Source organism: Mesorhizobium sp. M0664 (genome assembly GCF_040320565.1).
GTDB lineage: Bacteria > Pseudomonadota > Alphaproteobacteria > Rhizobiales > Rhizobiaceae > Mesorhizobium.
In genome coordinates, this window is sequence record NZ_JAMYPW010000004.1 from 192,798 (window position 1) to 208,648 (window position 15,851).

Consider the following 15,851-nt stretch of genomic DNA (forward strand, 5'->3'; position numbering starts at 1 on the left):
GGTGCGGCTTCCAGTGTTCGCTTGAATGGCCGCTTGGCATTCACGCTCGTCTGATCAGGCCGGCAATAAGCGATATGATCAGGAAGGCGAGAAAGATGAAGAACAATATCTGCGCTATGCCGGCCGAGGTGCCAGCGATGCCGCCGAAACCAAGCGCACCGGCGATGATCGCCACGACGAGAAATACGAGCGCCCAGTAAAGCATGATCGATCTCCTTCCAATGCTGCGGTGAAAACGTGATTCGCCTCCGTTTGTTCCACCATTTTCCGAAAAAGACGATGCTGAAAATCTTCAGGGCCCGAATTGCCGCGGTGTGTGGAAAGGTCCAGTTGGTTGCCCCAGTTGGTTGCCAGTGAATTGAGCCGGCGTCACTCCCCTCTGATCCTGGGGAGCGGCTGTCTCGGCGGCCGCAGTTCGGCCGCCCGCTGTTTCATGCCGCGGCTTTCGCGTGCCGGTCAAAGAACAGGGCCTGGCTGATAAGAGCCTTGACCATGTCCGGATTGAACGGCTTGGTAACCAGGAATGCCGGTTCCGGCCGCTCGCCGGTGAGCAGGCGCTCGGGAAAGGCGGTGATGAAGATCACCGGTACCGAGGTCGACGACAGGATCTCATTCACGGCCGCTATGCCCGAACTTCCGTCGGCAAGCTGGATATCGGCAAGCACCATCTTTGGCCGCGCCTTGCCGAACATCGCCACCGCCTCGGCGTGGGTGCGCGCCGTTCCGACGACGCGGTGGCCGAGGCTTTCGACCATTTCCTCGATGTCCATGGCGATCAGCGGCTCATCCTCGATGATCAGCACGTCGGTTGCCACCTGACGGGAGATCTCGTTGCTCGCCTGCGCGAGGAGTTCGGAGAATTCCTGTTCGTCGACGTCGAGAATCTCCGCCGCCTCGTCTTCGCTGAAGCCTTCGACCGCCACCAGCAGAAAGGCTTGGCGGGGGCGAGGCGCAATTGCATTCAGATTGGCCGCGGCACGCTGTTCCCATGCCGACTGGGCATGCTCCTGCGGAACGCGAATGGCCACTGAGGTGAAGAGCTTGGCAAAGACCTTGTAGAGCGCGATGCGGTCGTTCGATGCGTTCGGAAAGATGTCGACATCGGCAATGATGGCCTCGAGCATTGCGGCGACCAGCGCGTCGCCGCTCTCCTGCGATCCGGATACTGCGCGCGAGAAGCGACGCAGGAACGGCAGGTGCGGAGCGATGGTGGCTGATAGGCTCATATTGGACGTCTCCCTCATATGACGTGATTGCATGTTACAGCTAAAAAACGGTTCGCAAGCCCAGAGTTGAAAACGCGGGTTCTGCGAAAAAGTTCCGATCATGCGGAACTAAATATATGGGCTGGCGTTTAGGGGCGGGTTGGGCAACCAGACGAGGCTGCCGCTTGCCTTGCGTTATGTGTTGAAGGGCGGCTTAAGGCTGGGACAAAAGGGCGAAATGAAGAACATGACGAAAGCTACCATGGGTGGCGTTGGCAACGGGCGCCGGGCTGCTTCCCGCGACCCGCTTGGGCCGAACTCGGAAATCGGCCGCAAACTCAAACAATACTACGACGAGCTGGTCTCCGACAATGTGCCGGATCGCTTCGCCCAACTGCTCAGCCAGTTGGAAAAAGCCGAACCTGTACAAAAGAAGGACTGAGGCATGGCGGCCGTCTCCCAGGGCTTCAAGACCGACTTGCTCGGCTCGATCCCGAGCCTGCGGGCTTTTGCCGTGTCGCTGACGCAAAACGCCGACAAGGCCGACGACCTGGTGCAGGAAACATTGGTCAAGGCATGGGACAAGCATGAAAGCTTCCAGCCCGGCACCAATCTGAAGGCATGGCTGTTCACGATCTTGCGCAACGAATTCTATTCGCAGATGCGCAAGCGCGGCCGCGAGGTGCAGGACAGCGATGGCGTCATGACGGCCAGGCTTGCCGTTCACCCGGCCCAGCACGGCCAACTTGACCTCGAGGACTTTCGCGGCGCGCTCGAATTGCTGCCAGAAGACCAGCGCGAAGCCATTATCCTCATCGGCGCGTCGGGCTTCTCCTACGAGGAAGCGGCCGAGATCTGCGGCTGCGCCGTCGGAACGATCAAGAGCCGCGTCAGCCGCGCCCGCACACGGCTGCAGGAAATTCTGAAGATCTCCGGTGAAGACGAGTATGGCCCGGACGCAATTTCGGCTCAGGTAACCGGGTCGACGGCTGCGTGAAGCGCGGCGTGTTCGAACCGCTCCGCGCCTCAGCGGAGAGGCGTTCGCCTGCAGGCCGCCGCCACTGCCTCGACGAGATCGTCTCCCGAATAGGGCTTGGTGACCAGTCTGACGCCGGGAAAGGATTTCTTGATCTCGTCCGTATCCGAATAGCCCGAGGCAAAGACGAACGGGATGCCCGCTTCACGCAGCCGCGAAGCAAATTGGAGCGTCGAAACGCCGCTCAGCATGAGGTCGACGATGGCCACATCGAACTGCGCGGCAACGTCTTGCTGTTCGATCTCAGTCAGATCACGGGCGATGACCACATTGAGCGCGCCGTAGTCGCGGCAAAGCTGCTCGATATCCATGGCAATCAGGAACTCATCTTCCAGGATAAGAATCCGCAAACCGTCGAGTGATGCGCGCACGCAGCAATATCTCCTTAAATTCGTCTCGATCGTGAAACGGGGGAAGTCATGATCGTTATTTGGCATGCTGTCATTTAAAAAAGACGCGCTGGCGCGGATGCGTCGGCCTCGGCCCATGCAAGGCATTTGCAACGCGCGCTGCCGGAGATAGGGTTAGAAGAGGTTCGTGCCGGAACCTTGGGGTCTGTCGGGCGTTTCGACCGAGCAAAAGCATGGAGAGTGAAGCAATGGCGACTGCCGCAGGAAAGGCCGCGAACGAAGCCCGCACGAATTCCGATATTGAGGCCGACATCGCACAACTGAAGGCCGACATCGACCAACTTACCAAGCTGTTGGCCAAAACTGGCGAACATGGCTACGGGGCAGCGCGGCGAGCCGCCGCCGAAAGCGTCGAGCAGTTGCGAACCCAGGGCGAGGCAGCCTTCGACAGCCTGCGCAGCAACGCCAGGGACATCGAGGCGCAGATGATAGCGCATATGCGCGAGAAGCCGGTGACGTCGCTGGCGATCGCCGCCGGCGTCGGGTTCCTCTTCGCGCTTCTCGCGCGCCGCTAGTTCTGCACGCATGGGAATGCTTGCATCGCTGATCTCGGGCCTCGCCTCGGGCGAAACCATTGCGGCGGTGCAACGCGCGCGTGTGGCTGCAATTGTCTATTCGGTCGCAGCGGTCGTAGCGCTGTGCGGCCTCGGCTTCCTGGTCGGGGCGGCCTATATCTGGACGGCGGCCCGCTATGGGCCGATGGCAGCTTCCCTGAGCTTCGGGATCGGCTTTCTCGCAATCGCCGGTCTCATCCTGCTCGTCTACCGGATGTCGGCCGGCTCGCGCGCCAGGCGCCGGGCGAAGCGACGCAACGCTGACATGAAGGCTATCGGCATCACTGCGGCACTCGCCGTGCTGCCGGCGCTGCTCAAGGGCAAAGATGGCCCGGGAAAGGCCAGACTGAGCGCGATTCTCGGCCCGGCGATAGCACTCGCTGCCTACGCCATCTACCGCGAGAACGTGAAGCGCGGCTCCGATGATCCGGATACCGGCAAACGTGAATAGTTCGGAGGGGATAGTTCGGGGCAAACGATTCTGGCGCCGGTCGCAAAATCACAAATCTTCGAGCGGAATCGATATTTCCGCGACCACGCCGTCCGGCCGGAATTCATGGATCACCTCGCTGGAAATGACCTTGGCCAGGCTGCGGCGGATCAGGATCGAGCCGAAGCCATGGCGTTCGGGCGGCGCAACCCGCGGGCCGCCGCTTTCGCGCCAGGCCAGCAACAGACGGCGTGCGCCCTTCCTGCCTTGTACCCTCCAATCGAGATCGACCTTTCCGGAGGAAACCGAGAGCGACCCGTATTGCAGTGCATTGCTTGCCAGTTCATGCAGGATCAGCCCGAGCCCGACTGCCTGGTCGGGTGAGAGCAGGACATCGGCGCCGGAGATCGCCATGCGCGATTGTCCGGCGGCTTGGAACGGCTTTAGCTCGATCTCCACCAGCTCGCGGATGCCGATGCCGCGCCACTCGCGGTCCGACAGCAGGCTGTGCGCAACGCCCAGTGCCTGCAGCCTGGCGCTGAAGGCTTCGAGGAATTCGCTTGGCTGGCGGGCATGGCGAACGGTCTGCGTCGCCAGCGCCTGTACGGTTGCCAAAGTGTTCTTGACGCGGTGATTGAGCTCGCGCAGCAACAGTCGTTGACGTTCGTCGCCAAGCTTGCGTTCGGTAATGTCGTAGTTGACGCCGAAGATCAGCGTCGGCTTGCCATCGCCGTCGCGTTCTATGACGCGGCCGCGTGTTGCGATCCATCGCGGCGGATCGAGGCCTTTGACACGGTATTCGCCAAAATAATCGTCGCTGCCGGTCAGCGCGTCGCGAAAGCGTGTTTCGGTCTGGTGAACGTCGCGCGGGTCGATGGCGGTCAGGATGTCGCGCGCCCTCAGCCTGTTCGACTTCGGCAGGTTGAACAATTCGGACAGCAGGACATCGCAGTCGATCATATCGCTGCGGATATCCCATGCCCAGCTGGCAAGCGAAGCCGCGTCGAGCGCGATAGCGCGCCGCTTTTCCTCTCGAACCAGTGCTGCCTTGGCAATCGCCGCACTGCGGGTTGCATCCTTCAGCGTGAACAGGCTGGCGGCGAGGCCGGCCAGCGCCGACAGCTGGTCGAGCTGGACAGAGGAGGGACGTGCGTGCGGCTTCCGGTCGAGCACGCACAGCGTGCCGATCAGCGCGCCGTCGACTACGATGGGCACGCCTGCGTAAAAGCGGATATGATGCTCGCCGGTGACCAGCGGATTGGCTTTGAACCGCGGATCCGCCGCCGCGTCGGCCACCACCATCGGCACGTCGCCGGCTGCGATGGTATAGGCGCAGAACGATGTCTCGGTTGCGATTTCGGTCTCGTCGAGGCCGATACAGGACTTGAACCACTGCCGCTCGGCATCGACCAGCGTGATCAGTGCGACAGACGTTTGCATCGCCGAAGCGGCAAGACCGCCGATACGATCGAAATCAGGGTCGGCAGCCCCGTCCAGCGTGTCGAGGCCGTGCAGCACGGCAAGACGGTCCGCGGCGCCCACCACACGGCGAATATCGGCCGGCAGGCCCGGCGTGTTCTGGCTATTGTCGTCCACTATGCCCCCGGTGGCCGGCTCCGCTGATTGGTCAGGCCAACCGGCCCGTCTGCCGCCTTGCAGTGCCGGAACTTTCGCGGCGGGGGACCGTTACCAGCCAACGCCCCGCCAGTTACGCCTGCCGGCGCCAAATATGGAGCCAGACAATGCCAAAAACCATTCCTGAAAACAAAGCCCGTCAAGGGCGGCGGGGTCGGCATGTCCTTCGTATCCTGATCGCCGCGCTGTTGCTGGCTTTTATCGCCTGGGGCGTCGCCGAAATCTACGGCTGGATGATCGAGACGCCGAAGACCGAACAGGGCAACACGCCCAGCGGCTAGGTTCTCTCCATCGCTCGCGCCAGTTTGCATCACGCAACCCCACATCACGCATCCCACGTCAGGCAACCTTTGCCTCGACAGCGCGCGCCGGGACGAGAACATTCAACGCGCGCGGATGGATTTCGACGGTCGTCTCGCGATCGAGCTTTACCAGTTCGCCGTCCATGACGGCCTGAACTTTCCTGTTAGTCGAATGGATTTTCAAAACGGCGCGGTTTGCCTGATGGATTTCGACATGCTCGTTGCCGCGCCATTTCCCACGGGCGACGTCAAAGAGGAACCTGATCAATTCGCCGCGCCGCCTTGCCACGGTGACATAGATGCCCAGCACGCCGCCTGCCGGATTATCGGCATAGGGCAGGTGGCCCTCGCCGAACAGATTGTTGGTGATGCCGATGCCGGTGATCCGCGTTCTGATCTCGGCCTCACCGACCGTCAGCGTTACGTTCATGGCCGGCGGGTTGTTGATCGTTGCCCAAGCGGCCCGCACCGAGGCACGCATCTTCCCCAGCCGCGAGCCGAATTCCATCTTCTGGCGCAGTTGCACCATCTTGGCGTGCATGCCGATCGAGAATTGATGTACGAAAGGCCGGCCGTTGGCTGTTGCAATGTCAATTGCCATCACCTCGCCGTCGGCAAACGATTTCAGTGCCGCATCGAGGGTCTGCGGGATACCGAGGCCGCGCGCAAAAAGGTTCATTGTGCCAGCCGGCAGAATTGCCAGCGCCTTCTCCCCATTCATCAAACGGGCTGCCGCGGCCGAAATGGTGCCGTCGCCGCCGCCAGCCAGCAGGACGTCGATGCCGCGCCTGGAAGCTACGCCGTCCAGCGTGGCGACGATATCCTTGCCGGCGACGATTTCGATATCAATCGAGTGGCCGGCACTCTCAAGGGTGCTGCGCATCCGACTGGCGAAGGCCTCAAGATCGATGGTGCGCAGGGTGCCCCCGTCCTTGTTCAGCACCGCTGCAAACCGCATGGCCGTTCCATTTTCCAGCACCTATCGGGCCGGGACGGAGCCCCAGCCGGGAGTGGAACGGGGCGGCCGAGAAAATGTTCCTTTCGACCAACGCGGCGAATCCGAGAACCATTGACATCGCACCGGGTGCACCACGGCTTTTTTCGGAACAACAGTGTGGTCACAACGTTGTGAACATGCAGAAGACGCTGCGCCCGCAGTGACGCCAGGCGGGTACGGCGTGCACGAAATCACCGACGAGGAGACACTAAGATGATCCGCACCCTTTTAACCACGACAGCAGTCGCAACATTGATTGCGACGGGTGCATTTGCGCAGTCGGCGACGACCCCGGCGCCGGCGCAACCACCCGCCGTAGAGAATTCCGCTCCAGCCGCTCCGGTGCAACGCGCCGAGGGCAGCCTTGTCACCAATATCATCGGCGAGTCGGTCTATAACGGCACCGGCGACAATGCAGAGAATATCGGCAAGATCACCGATGTCGTCTTCGACGAGCGCGGCGAGGTAAAATCCGTCGTCATCGGCGTTGGCGGTTTTCTTGGCATAGGAACCAAGAACGTCGTTTTCGACTACAAGAAGATGCAATGGGCCGAAAGAAATGGCGACCGTTGGCTGATAGCGCAAACGACGAAGGATGAGTTGACGGCTCAGCCGGATTTCGACCGGAGGCCTTACGATCCGACTCCGCCACCAGCTTCGGCGGATAATGCGGCGCCTGCCGCCCCTTCCACCAGCGCGCAAAATACAACCCCGGCGCCTGCCGCGCCGGCTGAGCCAGTGAAGCGCGCCGAAGGCAATCTCGCCACCAATATCATCGGCGAGACCGTCTATAACGGCACCGGCGACGACGCCCAAAACATCGGTGACGTGAACGACATCGTCATCAACAAGGAAGCCAAGGCGCAATCGCTGATCATCGGTGTCGGCGGCTTCCTCGGCATCGGCGAAAAGAACGTCGCCTATGACTTCGACAAGGCGCAGTGGGCCGAGAGGAACGGCGATCGCTGGCTGGTCGCGCAAACGACCAAGGAAGAGCTGCAGGCGCAGCCAGACTTCAACCGCAAGGCCTATGATCCGGCGCCGGCAACCACTGCGTCGAACGATGCCAATGCGCCTGCTACCGTCACGCCCACCGTGATGGCCAGCAACACTGCGCCGAACGACAACACCGCAACGACTAACAACGCTGACCAGGCCGGCAAGACGGCTCAAAACGCTCCGGCAGCGGCGCCTCCGGCTAATTCCACGGCCGACCAGACCAAGACCGGGTCGATCGACAAGTCGACGCTAACCGAAATGCCGATGGGCGAAATCCGGGCCGAGGATCTGGTTGGAACCACCGTTTATGGCGCCAACGATGTCAACGTCGGCGAGATCGGCGATATCGTGCTGGGCAGCGACAAGAAGGTCGACGCAGTCATCATCGACGTTGGCGGCTTCCTTGGCGTCGGCGAGAAGGAGGTGGCGGTCGGCATGGACAACCTGAAATTCATGACCGACAAGAACGGCAAGCGCTATCTCTACACGAACTTCACCAAGGAGCAGCTTGAGGCGCAGGCTCCCTATGACAAGGCCAGCTATGCGCAAAATCGCGACAAACAGCGCATGATCATGCGCTAAGCAGCACACAGGCCGACAGAGAAGCCCGCGCCGGCAACGGCGCGGGCTTTGTTTATGTCGAGGGAAAGCCCGCGACATGGCCGGCAACGCCATTGTCCGTCAATTCGGCGAGCGCCAGAGATTGGTCGAGATGCTCGGCCCGCCAGGCGAGCAACTTCTCGGCAAATTCCAACCGCACCGGCAGATAGGCTGGGTCGTCAGCGACGTTGGTCAGCTCGCCGGCATCTTTTTCCAGGTCGAAGAGCAAGGGCGGCAGGCCGCCGCCGAAATTCACATATTTGAACTTTTGGGTGCGGATGACGGCGAGATTGCACTGACGCGGACCGATGCCGAAATAGCGTTCTGCATCACCATCCGCAATCGAGCGGAAATCGAACTCCCAATGCGCCGCATCGCGCCAATTGTCCGGCTCCGTTGCGTCCAGGAAAGGCGCCAGCGAGCGGCCGTCGAGATGCGGCAGGACTTCGCCGCCAGTGAGCTCGAGCCCAGTGAGCTCGACCAAGGTGGGTGCCAAATCGACCGCCTCGGTGAAGCGGTCGACACTGCTGCCGGCCGCCTTGTGGCGGCGCGGATCGCGAATGACCAGCGGAATATGGAAGCTGCCGTCGAAGAAGCCGCCCTTGCCCAGCATGAAATGATCGCCCATCATCTCGGCGTGATCGGAGGTCAGCACGATGACGGTGTCGTCCCATGCATCGGCCGCCTTGACCGCTTGCCAGACACGGCCAAGCTGCGCGTCGACCTCCGAGATCATGCCGTAATAGAGCGCCCGGATGCGGCGAAAATTGTCGTCGCCCCAGTCGCGCACCTTGCCCTCCGAGCCGGGACGGAATTTCGACCGTTCCTGCCGGCTAAGTTCATAGGCGAGATAAGGGTGGCTTGCTGCTTCGGCCTGCCAGCTTTCCGCGCGGTCAAAAGCTGGACCGATGGCCGGATTGTACATGGCGTTGTAAGGCGCCGGCACGATGAAGGGCGGGTGGGGGCTGATGAAGGAAAGATGCGCGAACCACGGGGCATCGCGCTCCTGCTCGCCGAGCCAGCGGATGAATTCGCCGGCCAGGAAGGCCGACGGCGTCTCGTCCTTCGAATAGATTGGCGGACCGTTGCTGATCGCGCCGTCGTTTTCCAGGATTTCGCCCGCCGGGCGGTGAATGGCGGGGGAGCCGGCGCCGGCATCGACGCCGCGCGCCTTGAGCCATGACAGCCAGGGCTTCTGGTGCTCGGGCAGAAGCTGGCGCACGGTGAAGCCGGGCAGCACGCCTTCATAGCTTTTCAGCTGCGGGTCGCCAGGCGCCAGCGTGCGCGGGTCGCGCGCCATGTCGGTATAACCGAACAGCGTCGGATCATAGCCGAGGGCGCGTGCCCAGAGGGCTATGTTGCCGTGGCGGGCGTCGAGCGGTGTGCCGTTGCGGCAGACACGATTGTTCATCTGGTAGAGGCCGGTGTAGAGGCAGGCGCGCGCCGGCGAGCAAGGTGCGGCGCCGCCATAGTGCTTCTGGAACAAAACGCCCTCGGCAGCCAGCGCGTCGGCATTCGGTGTCCTTACCACCTTGTGGCCAGCAGCTGACAGGCAGTCGCCCCGCCACTGGTCGCAGGTGATCAGGAGAATATTGGGGCGTTTTCCACTCAACCGCTGTATCCTCATGCTGGCTACATGCGTCGCTCATGGAGCGCAATTTCGGCGAGTATGCAAGCCGGTCCAGTTTGCCGAATGGTGAACAAAACCTGCTTCGTCGTTCACTTTAACAGCACAGTCCATTCTGTGTTTGCCGCCTTTGCGGCCAGGAGGCGGATGCTCATATTTGCGTGGACAGCGGCAAGGGCCGCACCGGCACAAGGAAAGGAGCAGAAACATGCTCGACCAGGTCAAGGGCCTGCATCACGTCACCTCGATGGCCAGCGATGCGCGCCAGAACAATGAATTCTTCACCGGGACGCTCGGTCTGCGGCGGGTCAAGAAAACCGTCAATTTCGACGCACCCGATGTCTACCACCTCTATTACGGCGACGAGGTCGGCACACCCGGCTCGGTGATGACCTATTTCCCGTTTCCAAACATCGGCAAGGGCCGCCATGGCGTTGGCGAGGTCGGCACCACCGCTTACTCGGTGCCTGAGGGCACGCTCGGCTATTGGGAGAAACGGTTTGCCGACCAAGGCGTCACCGGGCTGTCCCATGAGGAGACGTTCGGCGAGAAGCGTCTTGCGTTCGCCGGTCCCGACGGCGACGGGTTTGCGCTGGTCGAAGACAGAGCGGACAACCGTGCGCCATGGGCCAAGGGTGGCATTCCCACCGACGTGGCGATCCGCGGCTTTCACTCGGTGTCGCTCAGGCTGAAAGATGGCGGCGCCACCGAAGAGCTGCTGAAATTCATGGGTTATGAGGAGGTCGACAAGTCCGGCAACATCAGGCGGCTGGCGGTGAAGAACGGCAACGGCGCCGACGTCGTCCATATCGAATCGCTGCCAGGGGCCGGCTTCGCCAATCTCGGCGCCGGCTCGGTCCACCATGTTGCTTTCGCCGTCGAGAACCGCGTCAAGCAGATCGAAGTGCGCAAGGCACTCCTCGATACAGGTTATCAGGTGACGCCGGTGATCGACCGCGATTATTTCTGGGCGATCTACTTCCGCACACCGGGGGGCGTGCTGTTCGAAGTCGCCACCAACGAGCCGGGCTTCGACCGCGACGAGGATACCGCCCATCTCGGCGAGGCGCTGAAACTGCCGTCGCAACACCAGCATTTGCGGCCCTATCTCGAGCAGCATCTGCAGAAACTGGAAGACTGAGGGCAGGGTTATGAGCAAGGATTCGTATATTCACAAGGTGCTGCCCGGTTCGCTGGGCGGACCGTTGCTCTTCGTCTTCCATGGCACTGGCGGTGACGAGGATCAGCTTCTGTCGCTTGGGCGCGATCTTGCGCCGCAAGCGACGATCGTCGGCCCGCGCGGCGATGTCTCGGAACAAGGCGCCGCACGCTTCTTTCGCCGTACCGGCGAGGGCGTTTACGACATGGGCGATCTCACGCGAGCGACGGACAAGATGGCCGGCTTCGTCAAGGCACATGTCGAGGCGGCAAAGCCATCTTTGGTGCTAGGCCTCGGTTATTCCAACGGCGCCAACATCCTGGCCTCGGTGCTGTTTGCCGAACCCTCGCTGTTCGACTCAACGGTGCTGATGCATCCGCTGATCCCGTTCGAGCCGGAGGTCAAGGGCAGCCTTGACGGCAGCCGCATCCTGGTCACCGCCGGCAGGCGAGACCCGATCTGTCCGCCTGATTTGACGGCGCGGCTTGAAGCCTATTTGCGCGCCGATGGTGCCGATGTCACAGTCGAGTGGCATGACGGCGGCCATGAGGTGCGGCCGAGCGAGATCGAGGCGGCGCGGCAGTTGTTCGCCGTAGCGCCGGATGAAAGGACCGCAAGCCATGTCTGACCTATTGCCGGAGATCGAGCTGGAGGACCGCGGCTCGAAGGGCCGCTACTTCCTGCGTGGGCCGAGCGGCGCCGAGGCGGAGATGACCTTCACCAAGGTCGGCGAGCACCAGATCATCATCGACCATACCGAAGTGCCGGATGCATTTCGCGGCCAGGGCGCGGGACTTCGCCTCGTCACCCGTGCCGTCGAGGATGCACGTGCGGCGGGCAAGACGATCATCCCGCTTTGCCCGTTCGCCAATGCTCAGTTCCGCCGCCATCCGGAATGGGCGGACGTGCTGAAGCGGTAAGAGACTGCCCCTCGATGAATGACAGGACAAAGGGTGCGCGGCTTTACCGCGTGCCGCTTCGACCATTGGCGGCGTACAAACATAAGGCAAACATGCGGGATTTGCGCAGAGCGCTCGCCTTGCCTAAGTATTGGCAACAACCGGCTCGCCCTCCGCGGCCCGACCACTTCAACCGAATGGCCCTCCATGACCGAATCCGATCTCATTCCCGTCTTCGACGGCCACAACGACACGCTGCTCAGGCTCTACCAGTCGAAGGATGCGGACGTCGAAAAGCTGTTCGTCGAGGGGACGCCGAGTGGCCACATCGACCTGCCGCGCGCGAAGAAAGGCGGATTTGCCGGCGGCATGTTCGCGATCTTCCCGCCGCCTGTCGAGAAATCCAAGCGCGGCGCGGTGCCGCTGGCGCCGAGCGACAGCGAGCCCATGCCGCCCGAGGTTCCGCGCGCCGATGCGCTCAACTCCACCATAGCGATGGCCTCGATCCTGTTCAGGCTGGAGCGGGCTTCGGCGCTCACTGTCTGCCGCACCGCCGGCGATGTGAGGAAGGCGATGGCGCAAGGCTCGATCGCGGCGGTCTTCCACATCGAAGGGGTCGAGGCGATCGACCCTGAGCTCACCCTGCTCGATGTCCTCCACGCAGCCGGCCTGCGCTCGCTCGGTATCGTCTGGAGCCGTCCCAATGCCTTCGGCCACGGCGTGCCGTTCCGTTTCCCGTCGTCGCCCGATACAGGGCCGGGGCTGACCGATGCCGGCAAGGCGCTGGTGAAAGCCTGCAACCAGCTGAAGATCATGATCGATCTTTCGCATCTCAACGAAAAAGGTTTCCGCGACGTCGTCGAGATCAGCGACGCACCGCTGGTCGCGACCCATTCCAACGTGCACGCGATCTGCGGCCATTCGCGCAACCTCACCGAATGGCAGCTCGGCGCGATCCGCGACTCCGGCGGCATGGTCGGGCTGAATTTCGCCACCGGGTTCCTGCGTGAGGACGGCAGGATGAACGCCGACACCAGTCTCGACATCATGGTGCGCCATGTCGATTCGCTGCTGCAGGCGCTGGGCGAAGACGGCGTCGGCCTGGGCTCGGATTTCGACGGCGCCATGATCCCGGCCGTGATAGGCGACGTTGCCGGCCTGCCAAGATTGCTCGACGCTTTCGCGGCTCGCGGCTTCGGGCGCGCGCTGATCGAGAAGATCGCCTATCGCAACTGGCTCGGCATGCTGGAAAAGACCATCGGCTAAGCGGGTGATGCCGGCTTGACCGGAATGCGATTTGGAGGCCGACTATTCGAAACCCATGCGTTTAAGCCAGTCCTGGCCAATGCCGCGGTCGCGGATGATCGGCAGCGGATCGGTCGAATCCAGCCTGGCACAAATACGGTAGGCCTCCAGCGTTTCAGCGCTCATCTCACCGCGTTTGTAGAAGAACATGGCCGCAGCATAGCGGGTGCGGCCCGACCATTTTTCGCCGAGCGGTGTGTTGATCAGCTGCCACTGTTCGGCGGCTTCGGCGGCGAGTTTGGGACTGTCGGTGTCGTCGGCCATATTTAGAAATCCGCAGGCGGATTGGCAGTGCGGCGGCCGAGCCTGACGACCAGCCGCGGCACCAGTTTGGCACGCTTCAGCAGCTTTTGATATTGCAGCTCGCGCCCGGCGTAGATCTCGACCCAAGGTCCGCTGCAGGCGGGCTCGGCGGCGCTGATCTGGTCTCCATCGCCGGGATCGCTGCCTTTCGCCGACGGATGCCTTCGACGACGTTTTATCCAAGGATGCAATCTCGACGAGAACATTCGAATATGGGCAGCCATGCAGAAGGTGCTTGACAGTGGCAAACACCGTCCCACTGATCTTCGCGGCCGATGCCGGTCGGCTAGCCGGCGATGCTGGAGACCATCACCCCGATGAAGACAACAGAGGCGCGCGAAGCCCTCCTCGAACCGGCGCGAAAAAGCGATTCCGAAAAGCGCGGCCGCAAAGCGTCGAAAGAGACAAGGCAGGTTCAACTGATCGAAGCGACTATCGATTCATTGGCCAAGCGCGGTTATTCGGAAACGACTATGGCCGACGTCGCCGACGGCGCCGGCCTGTCGCGCGGCATCGTCAATTTCCATTTCGAGAGCAAGGAGAAGCTGCTCGTCGCCACTTTGCAATACATGCATGACGAGTATTCGGCGCATTGGCGCAGCGCCTTGCAAAGGGCCGGCGATGATCCCGCCCGCCAGCTGCAGGCATTGGTGGCAGCCGATTTCAACCGCTCGATCTGCAACAAGCGCAAGCTGGCTGCTTGGTGTGCCTTCTGGGGCGAGGCCAAATCGCGACCGAAATATCAGGCGCTGAGCAGCGCACGTGATGCCGTCTACCAGAACATATTCGTCGATCTTTGCGCGGCGCTCAAGCAGAGCGGCTTCTATGCCTATGAGCCGCAAGTCATGGCGCTGGCGCTCAGCGCCATGCTGGATGGTCTGTGGCTGCATTTGATGATGGGCACCGAGGACGCCACACGCGAGACGGCGCTGCAGGCCGCGAACGAGTTCCTGTCTGCGGCATTCCCCAAGCACTATCCGAACTCAGCAGCCCGCGGTGCCAGGCCGGCATGAACCATCAAAAAGAGGGTGGACCAGCAATGAAGACAATGATCCGGCGCCTGACATTCGAGAAGATCAAGGCCGGCCAATGAAGTTCAAGATCGAACGAGCCGATGTGGCCATCGTCGGCGCCGGCTTCACCGGCCTGTCGGCCGCGCGTGAATTGAACCACGCCGGCATCGATGTCGTGCTGCTCGAAGCCCGCGACCGTGTCGGCGGCCGCGTCGAAGCCGTGCAGAACGGGCTCGGCGAGCGGATCGACAGCGGCGGCCAGTTCTTGTGCGAAGACATGCCGGAATTAATGGCGCTGGTGCGAGCGCGCGGCAAGACATTGGTCGAGACCCATGTCGCAGGCGAATTCGTCACACAGCCGCGAATGAGCGAGGCGCAAGCCGGGCGCACTTACGGCACCGCGATGCGAATGCGCGAGCGGATGAACGCGATCGCACCGACCGACCCGGCCATCGCCGGCTTGACAGTCGCGGCATGGCTCGATCGCCAGAACGATCCCGACGATGCCAAGGCCGCCTTTCGGTCGATGATCGAGGGCCTGTGGTGCCTGGCAATGGAAACGCTGCCGCTTTGGTACTTGATCGACAATGATCGCCGCATCACCAATGAGGTGTCGGAATTGCAGTATTTCGTGGGCGAAACCATGCATTCGCTGGCGGATGATCTTGCGCGGGATCTCGGCGATCGACTGCGGCTGAATATAGCTGTCAAGGCCATTGAGCACGGGCCGGGAGGGGTTCGCGTCGTTTCGCCTGCCGGCGTGACCGAGGCACGAGCGGTACTGGTCGCGCTACCGCCGATGATGGCCTCGAGAGTGGATTTCGTGCCGCCGCTGCCGGCTGCGCTGGAGAGAGCCCTCGGCGTCTGGCAAAGCGGCGCGGTGATCAAAATGCTGGTGCGCTATCCCAAGGCTTTCTGGCGCGACAGGGGCTTGAGCGGCATGGTGATGTGGCGGGAGCCGCACGGACTTTTTGCCTGCGATGCCAGCAAGGACGAGGATCATGCAGCACTTGTCGTCTTCATCGGCGGGCCGCTGGCGCAGCGCTGGCGGGATATGGACAGCGCGGCGCTACGCGCAACGGTGACATCAAAGCTGCAAGATGCGCTCGGTATCGAGGCGGCCGGCGTCACCGATCTCAGCCATCGCGACTGGACCGGGGATCACTGGAGCGGCGGCGGTTACAGCGATTCGATCGTCGATGCGGCGGCAACGGATGCCGAATGCATTATCCGGGCGGGCGCCCCGCCGGTGCATTTTGCCTCGTCGGAGCTGTCGCCGTCATTTCCGGGCTATGTCGAGGGCGCGATCGTCGCCGGTCGCACTGCTGCGCAAAAAATTATTCAGGTTATCGCCAGCAGAGCCTCAGGGTCATAAGC

Annotated in this window: 20 protein-coding genes; 12 read left to right on the plus strand and 8 right to left on the minus strand. The window is 62.2% G+C overall.

The window, feature by feature from the left end:
- Positions 1-40 precede the first annotated feature (40 nt).
- Both NKI39_RS08725 and NKI39_RS08730 read right to left on the minus strand, forming a co-directional pair.
- Positions 41-205 (minus strand): DUF1328 domain-containing protein, encoded by a 165-nt coding sequence (locus NKI39_RS08725; protein ID WP_023678541.1) that lies wholly within the window; start codon positions 203-205, stop codon positions 41-43.
- Positions 206-431: 226 nt separating this feature from the next.
- A complete protein-coding gene (locus NKI39_RS08730; RefSeq protein WP_352471123.1) occupies positions 432-1,226 on the minus strand; it encodes a response regulator in 795 nt (264 codons plus the stop codon).
- 217 nt (positions 1,227-1,443) lie between these two features.
- Between NKI39_RS08730 and NKI39_RS08735 the strand changes: the two genes are divergently transcribed.
- Positions 1,444-1,647, plus strand: coding sequence for a NepR family anti-sigma factor (locus NKI39_RS08735; RefSeq protein WP_023678543.1), 204 nt, complete (start codon positions 1,444-1,446; stop codon positions 1,645-1,647).
- A 3-nt stretch (positions 1,648-1,650) separates the two neighbouring features.
- Positions 1,651-2,202, plus strand: a complete 552-nt coding sequence (locus NKI39_RS08740; protein ID WP_023678544.1) for a sigma-70 family RNA polymerase sigma factor — start codon at positions 1,651-1,653, stop codon at positions 2,200-2,202.
- A gap of 29 nt (positions 2,203-2,231) precedes the next feature.
- Here NKI39_RS08740 and NKI39_RS08745 read toward each other — a convergent pair whose 3' ends face one another.
- Complete coding sequence (locus NKI39_RS08745; protein WP_352821300.1) at positions 2,232-2,729, minus strand: response regulator; 498 nt, start codon at positions 2,727-2,729, stop codon at positions 2,232-2,234.
- A 110-nt stretch (positions 2,730-2,839) separates the two neighbouring features.
- Here NKI39_RS08745 and NKI39_RS08750 point away from each other — a divergent pair, with 110 nt between their 5' ends.
- Both NKI39_RS08750 and NKI39_RS08755 read left to right on the plus strand, forming a co-directional pair.
- Positions 2,840-3,166: an ElaB/YgaM/YqjD family protein gene (locus NKI39_RS08750; protein WP_023678546.1), complete on the plus strand. Its 327-nt coding sequence runs from the start codon at positions 2,840-2,842 to the stop codon at positions 3,164-3,166.
- 10 nt (positions 3,167-3,176) lie between these two features.
- Positions 3,177-3,656 (plus strand): hypothetical protein, encoded by a 480-nt coding sequence (locus tag NKI39_RS08755; RefSeq protein ID WP_352540234.1) that lies wholly within the window; start codon positions 3,177-3,179, stop codon positions 3,654-3,656.
- Between the two features lie 48 nt (positions 3,657-3,704).
- Here NKI39_RS08755 and NKI39_RS08760 read toward each other — a convergent pair whose 3' ends face one another.
- Complete coding sequence (locus tag NKI39_RS08760; RefSeq protein WP_352613535.1) at positions 3,705-5,231, minus strand: sensor histidine kinase; 1,527 nt, start codon at positions 5,229-5,231, stop codon at positions 3,705-3,707.
- Positions 5,232-5,377: 146 nt separating this feature from the next.
- Between NKI39_RS08760 and NKI39_RS08765 the strand changes: the two genes are divergently transcribed.
- On the plus strand, positions 5,378-5,551 hold the full coding sequence (locus NKI39_RS08765) for a hypothetical protein (protein ID WP_292659198.1): 174 nt from the start codon (positions 5,378-5,380) through the stop codon (positions 5,549-5,551).
- Positions 5,552-5,609: 58 nt separating this feature from the next.
- Here NKI39_RS08765 and NKI39_RS08770 read toward each other — a convergent pair whose 3' ends face one another.
- Positions 5,610-6,530 carry a diacylglycerol/lipid kinase family protein gene (locus tag NKI39_RS08770; RefSeq protein WP_352821302.1) on the minus strand — a complete coding sequence of 307 codons (921 nt, stop codon included), beginning with the start codon at positions 6,528-6,530 and terminating at the stop codon, positions 5,610-5,612.
- 252 nt (positions 6,531-6,782) lie between these two features.
- Between NKI39_RS08770 and NKI39_RS08775 the strand changes: the two genes are divergently transcribed.
- On the plus strand, positions 6,783-8,150 hold the full coding sequence (locus NKI39_RS08775; protein ID WP_352540232.1) for a PRC-barrel domain-containing protein: 1,368 nt from the start codon (positions 6,783-6,785) through the stop codon (positions 8,148-8,150).
- A gap of 52 nt (positions 8,151-8,202) precedes the next feature.
- Here the strand turns inward: NKI39_RS08775 and NKI39_RS08780 are convergent, their stop codons facing one another.
- Positions 8,203-9,795, minus strand: a complete 1,593-nt coding sequence (locus NKI39_RS08780; protein WP_352831429.1) for an alkaline phosphatase family protein — start codon at positions 9,793-9,795, stop codon at positions 8,203-8,205.
- A gap of 208 nt (positions 9,796-10,003) precedes the next feature.
- Between NKI39_RS08780 and NKI39_RS08785 the strand changes: the two genes are divergently transcribed.
- From NKI39_RS08785 to NKI39_RS08800, 4 genes are all read left to right on the plus strand, one after another.
- Positions 10,004-10,936 (plus strand): VOC family protein, encoded by a 933-nt coding sequence (locus NKI39_RS08785; protein ID WP_352831431.1) that lies wholly within the window; start codon positions 10,004-10,006, stop codon positions 10,934-10,936.
- 10 nt (positions 10,937-10,946) lie between these two features.
- Entirely contained in the window at positions 10,947-11,582 is a 636-nt protein-coding gene (locus NKI39_RS08790) for an alpha/beta hydrolase (protein ID WP_352821307.1), read from the plus strand.
- The gene (locus tag NKI39_RS08795; protein ID WP_352451160.1) at positions 11,575-11,874 is read left to right on the plus strand and encodes a GNAT family N-acetyltransferase; all 300 of its coding nucleotides are present in this window, start codon (positions 11,575-11,577) and stop codon (positions 11,872-11,874) included. Before NKI39_RS08790 ends, NKI39_RS08795 begins: the two co-directional genes overlap by 8 nt.
- Positions 11,875-12,060: 186 nt before the next feature.
- Positions 12,061-13,119, plus strand: coding sequence for a dipeptidase (locus NKI39_RS08800; RefSeq protein WP_352500772.1), 1,059 nt, complete (start codon positions 12,061-12,063; stop codon positions 13,117-13,119).
- 42 nt (positions 13,120-13,161) lie between these two features.
- Here the strand turns inward: NKI39_RS08800 and NKI39_RS08805 are convergent, their stop codons facing one another.
- Entirely contained in the window at positions 13,162-13,422 is a 261-nt protein-coding gene (locus NKI39_RS08805; RefSeq protein ID WP_352814978.1) for a hypothetical protein, read from the minus strand.
- A gap of 2 nt (positions 13,423-13,424) precedes the next feature.
- Positions 13,425-13,685, minus strand: a complete 261-nt coding sequence (locus NKI39_RS08810) for a hypothetical protein (protein ID WP_352831459.1) — start codon at positions 13,683-13,685, stop codon at positions 13,425-13,427.
- 72 nt (positions 13,686-13,757) lie between these two features.
- On the opposite strand from NKI39_RS08810, the gene betI reads away from it, so the two are divergent.
- Both betI and NKI39_RS08820 read left to right on the plus strand, forming a co-directional pair.
- A complete protein-coding gene (gene betI / locus NKI39_RS08815; RefSeq protein ID WP_502898552.1) occupies positions 13,758-14,474 on the plus strand; it encodes a transcriptional regulator BetI in 717 nt (238 codons plus the stop codon).
- A 76-nt stretch (positions 14,475-14,550) separates the two neighbouring features.
- Complete coding sequence (locus NKI39_RS08820) at positions 14,551-15,849, plus strand: flavin monoamine oxidase family protein (RefSeq protein WP_352831435.1); 1,299 nt, start codon at positions 14,551-14,553, stop codon at positions 15,847-15,849.
- Positions 15,850-15,851: the final 2 nt, after the last annotated feature.

Bases quoted from the DNA above. Each gene is read 5' to 3' on its own strand.
- NKI39_RS08725 (WP_023678541.1), bottom strand. From the start codon at position 205: ATGCTTTACTGGGCGCTCGTATTTCTCGTCGTGGCGATCATCGCCGGT.
- NKI39_RS08730 (WP_352471123.1), bottom strand. From the start codon at position 1,226: ATGAGCCTATCAGCCACCATCGCTCCGCACCTGCCGTTCCTGCGTCGC.
- NKI39_RS08735 (WP_023678543.1), top strand. From the start codon at position 1,444: ATGAAGAACATGACGAAAGCTACCATGGGTGGCGTTGGCAACGGGCGC.
- NKI39_RS08740 (WP_023678544.1), top strand. From the start codon at position 1,651: ATGGCGGCCGTCTCCCAGGGCTTCAAGACCGACTTGCTCGGCTCGATC.
- NKI39_RS08745 (WP_352821300.1), bottom strand. From the start codon at position 2,729: ATGGGCCGAGGCCGACGCATCCGCGCCAGCGCGTCTTTTTTAAATGAC.
- NKI39_RS08750 (WP_023678546.1), top strand. From the start codon at position 2,840: ATGGCGACTGCCGCAGGAAAGGCCGCGAACGAAGCCCGCACGAATTCC.
- NKI39_RS08755 (WP_352540234.1), top strand. From the start codon at position 3,177: ATGGGAATGCTTGCATCGCTGATCTCGGGCCTCGCCTCGGGCGAAACC.
- NKI39_RS08765 (WP_292659198.1), top strand. From the start codon at position 5,378: ATGCCAAAAACCATTCCTGAAAACAAAGCCCGTCAAGGGCGGCGGGGT.
- NKI39_RS08770 (WP_352821302.1), bottom strand. From the start codon at position 6,530: ATGCGGTTTGCAGCGGTGCTGAACAAGGACGGGGGCACCCTGCGCACC.
- NKI39_RS08775 (WP_352540232.1), top strand. From the start codon at position 6,783: ATGATCCGCACCCTTTTAACCACGACAGCAGTCGCAACATTGATTGCG.
- NKI39_RS08780 (WP_352831429.1), bottom strand. From the start codon at position 9,795: ATGAGGATACAGCGGTTGAGTGGAAAACGCCCCAATATTCTCCTGATC.
- NKI39_RS08785 (WP_352831431.1), top strand. From the start codon at position 10,004: ATGCTCGACCAGGTCAAGGGCCTGCATCACGTCACCTCGATGGCCAGC.
- NKI39_RS08790 (WP_352821307.1), top strand. From the start codon at position 10,947: ATGAGCAAGGATTCGTATATTCACAAGGTGCTGCCCGGTTCGCTGGGC.
- NKI39_RS08795 (WP_352451160.1), top strand. From the start codon at position 11,575: ATGTCTGACCTATTGCCGGAGATCGAGCTGGAGGACCGCGGCTCGAAG.
- NKI39_RS08800 (WP_352500772.1), top strand. From the start codon at position 12,061: ATGACCGAATCCGATCTCATTCCCGTCTTCGACGGCCACAACGACACG.
- NKI39_RS08805 (WP_352814978.1), bottom strand. From the start codon at position 13,422: ATGGCCGACGACACCGACAGTCCCAAACTCGCCGCCGAAGCCGCCGAA.
- NKI39_RS08810 (WP_352831459.1), bottom strand. From the start codon at position 13,685: ATGGCTGCCCATATTCGAATGTTCTCGTCGAGATTGCATCCTTGGATA.
- betI (WP_502898552.1), top strand. From the start codon at position 13,758: ATGCTGGAGACCATCACCCCGATGAAGACAACAGAGGCGCGCGAAGCC.
- NKI39_RS08820 (WP_352831435.1), top strand. From the start codon at position 14,551: ATGAAGTTCAAGATCGAACGAGCCGATGTGGCCATCGTCGGCGCCGGC.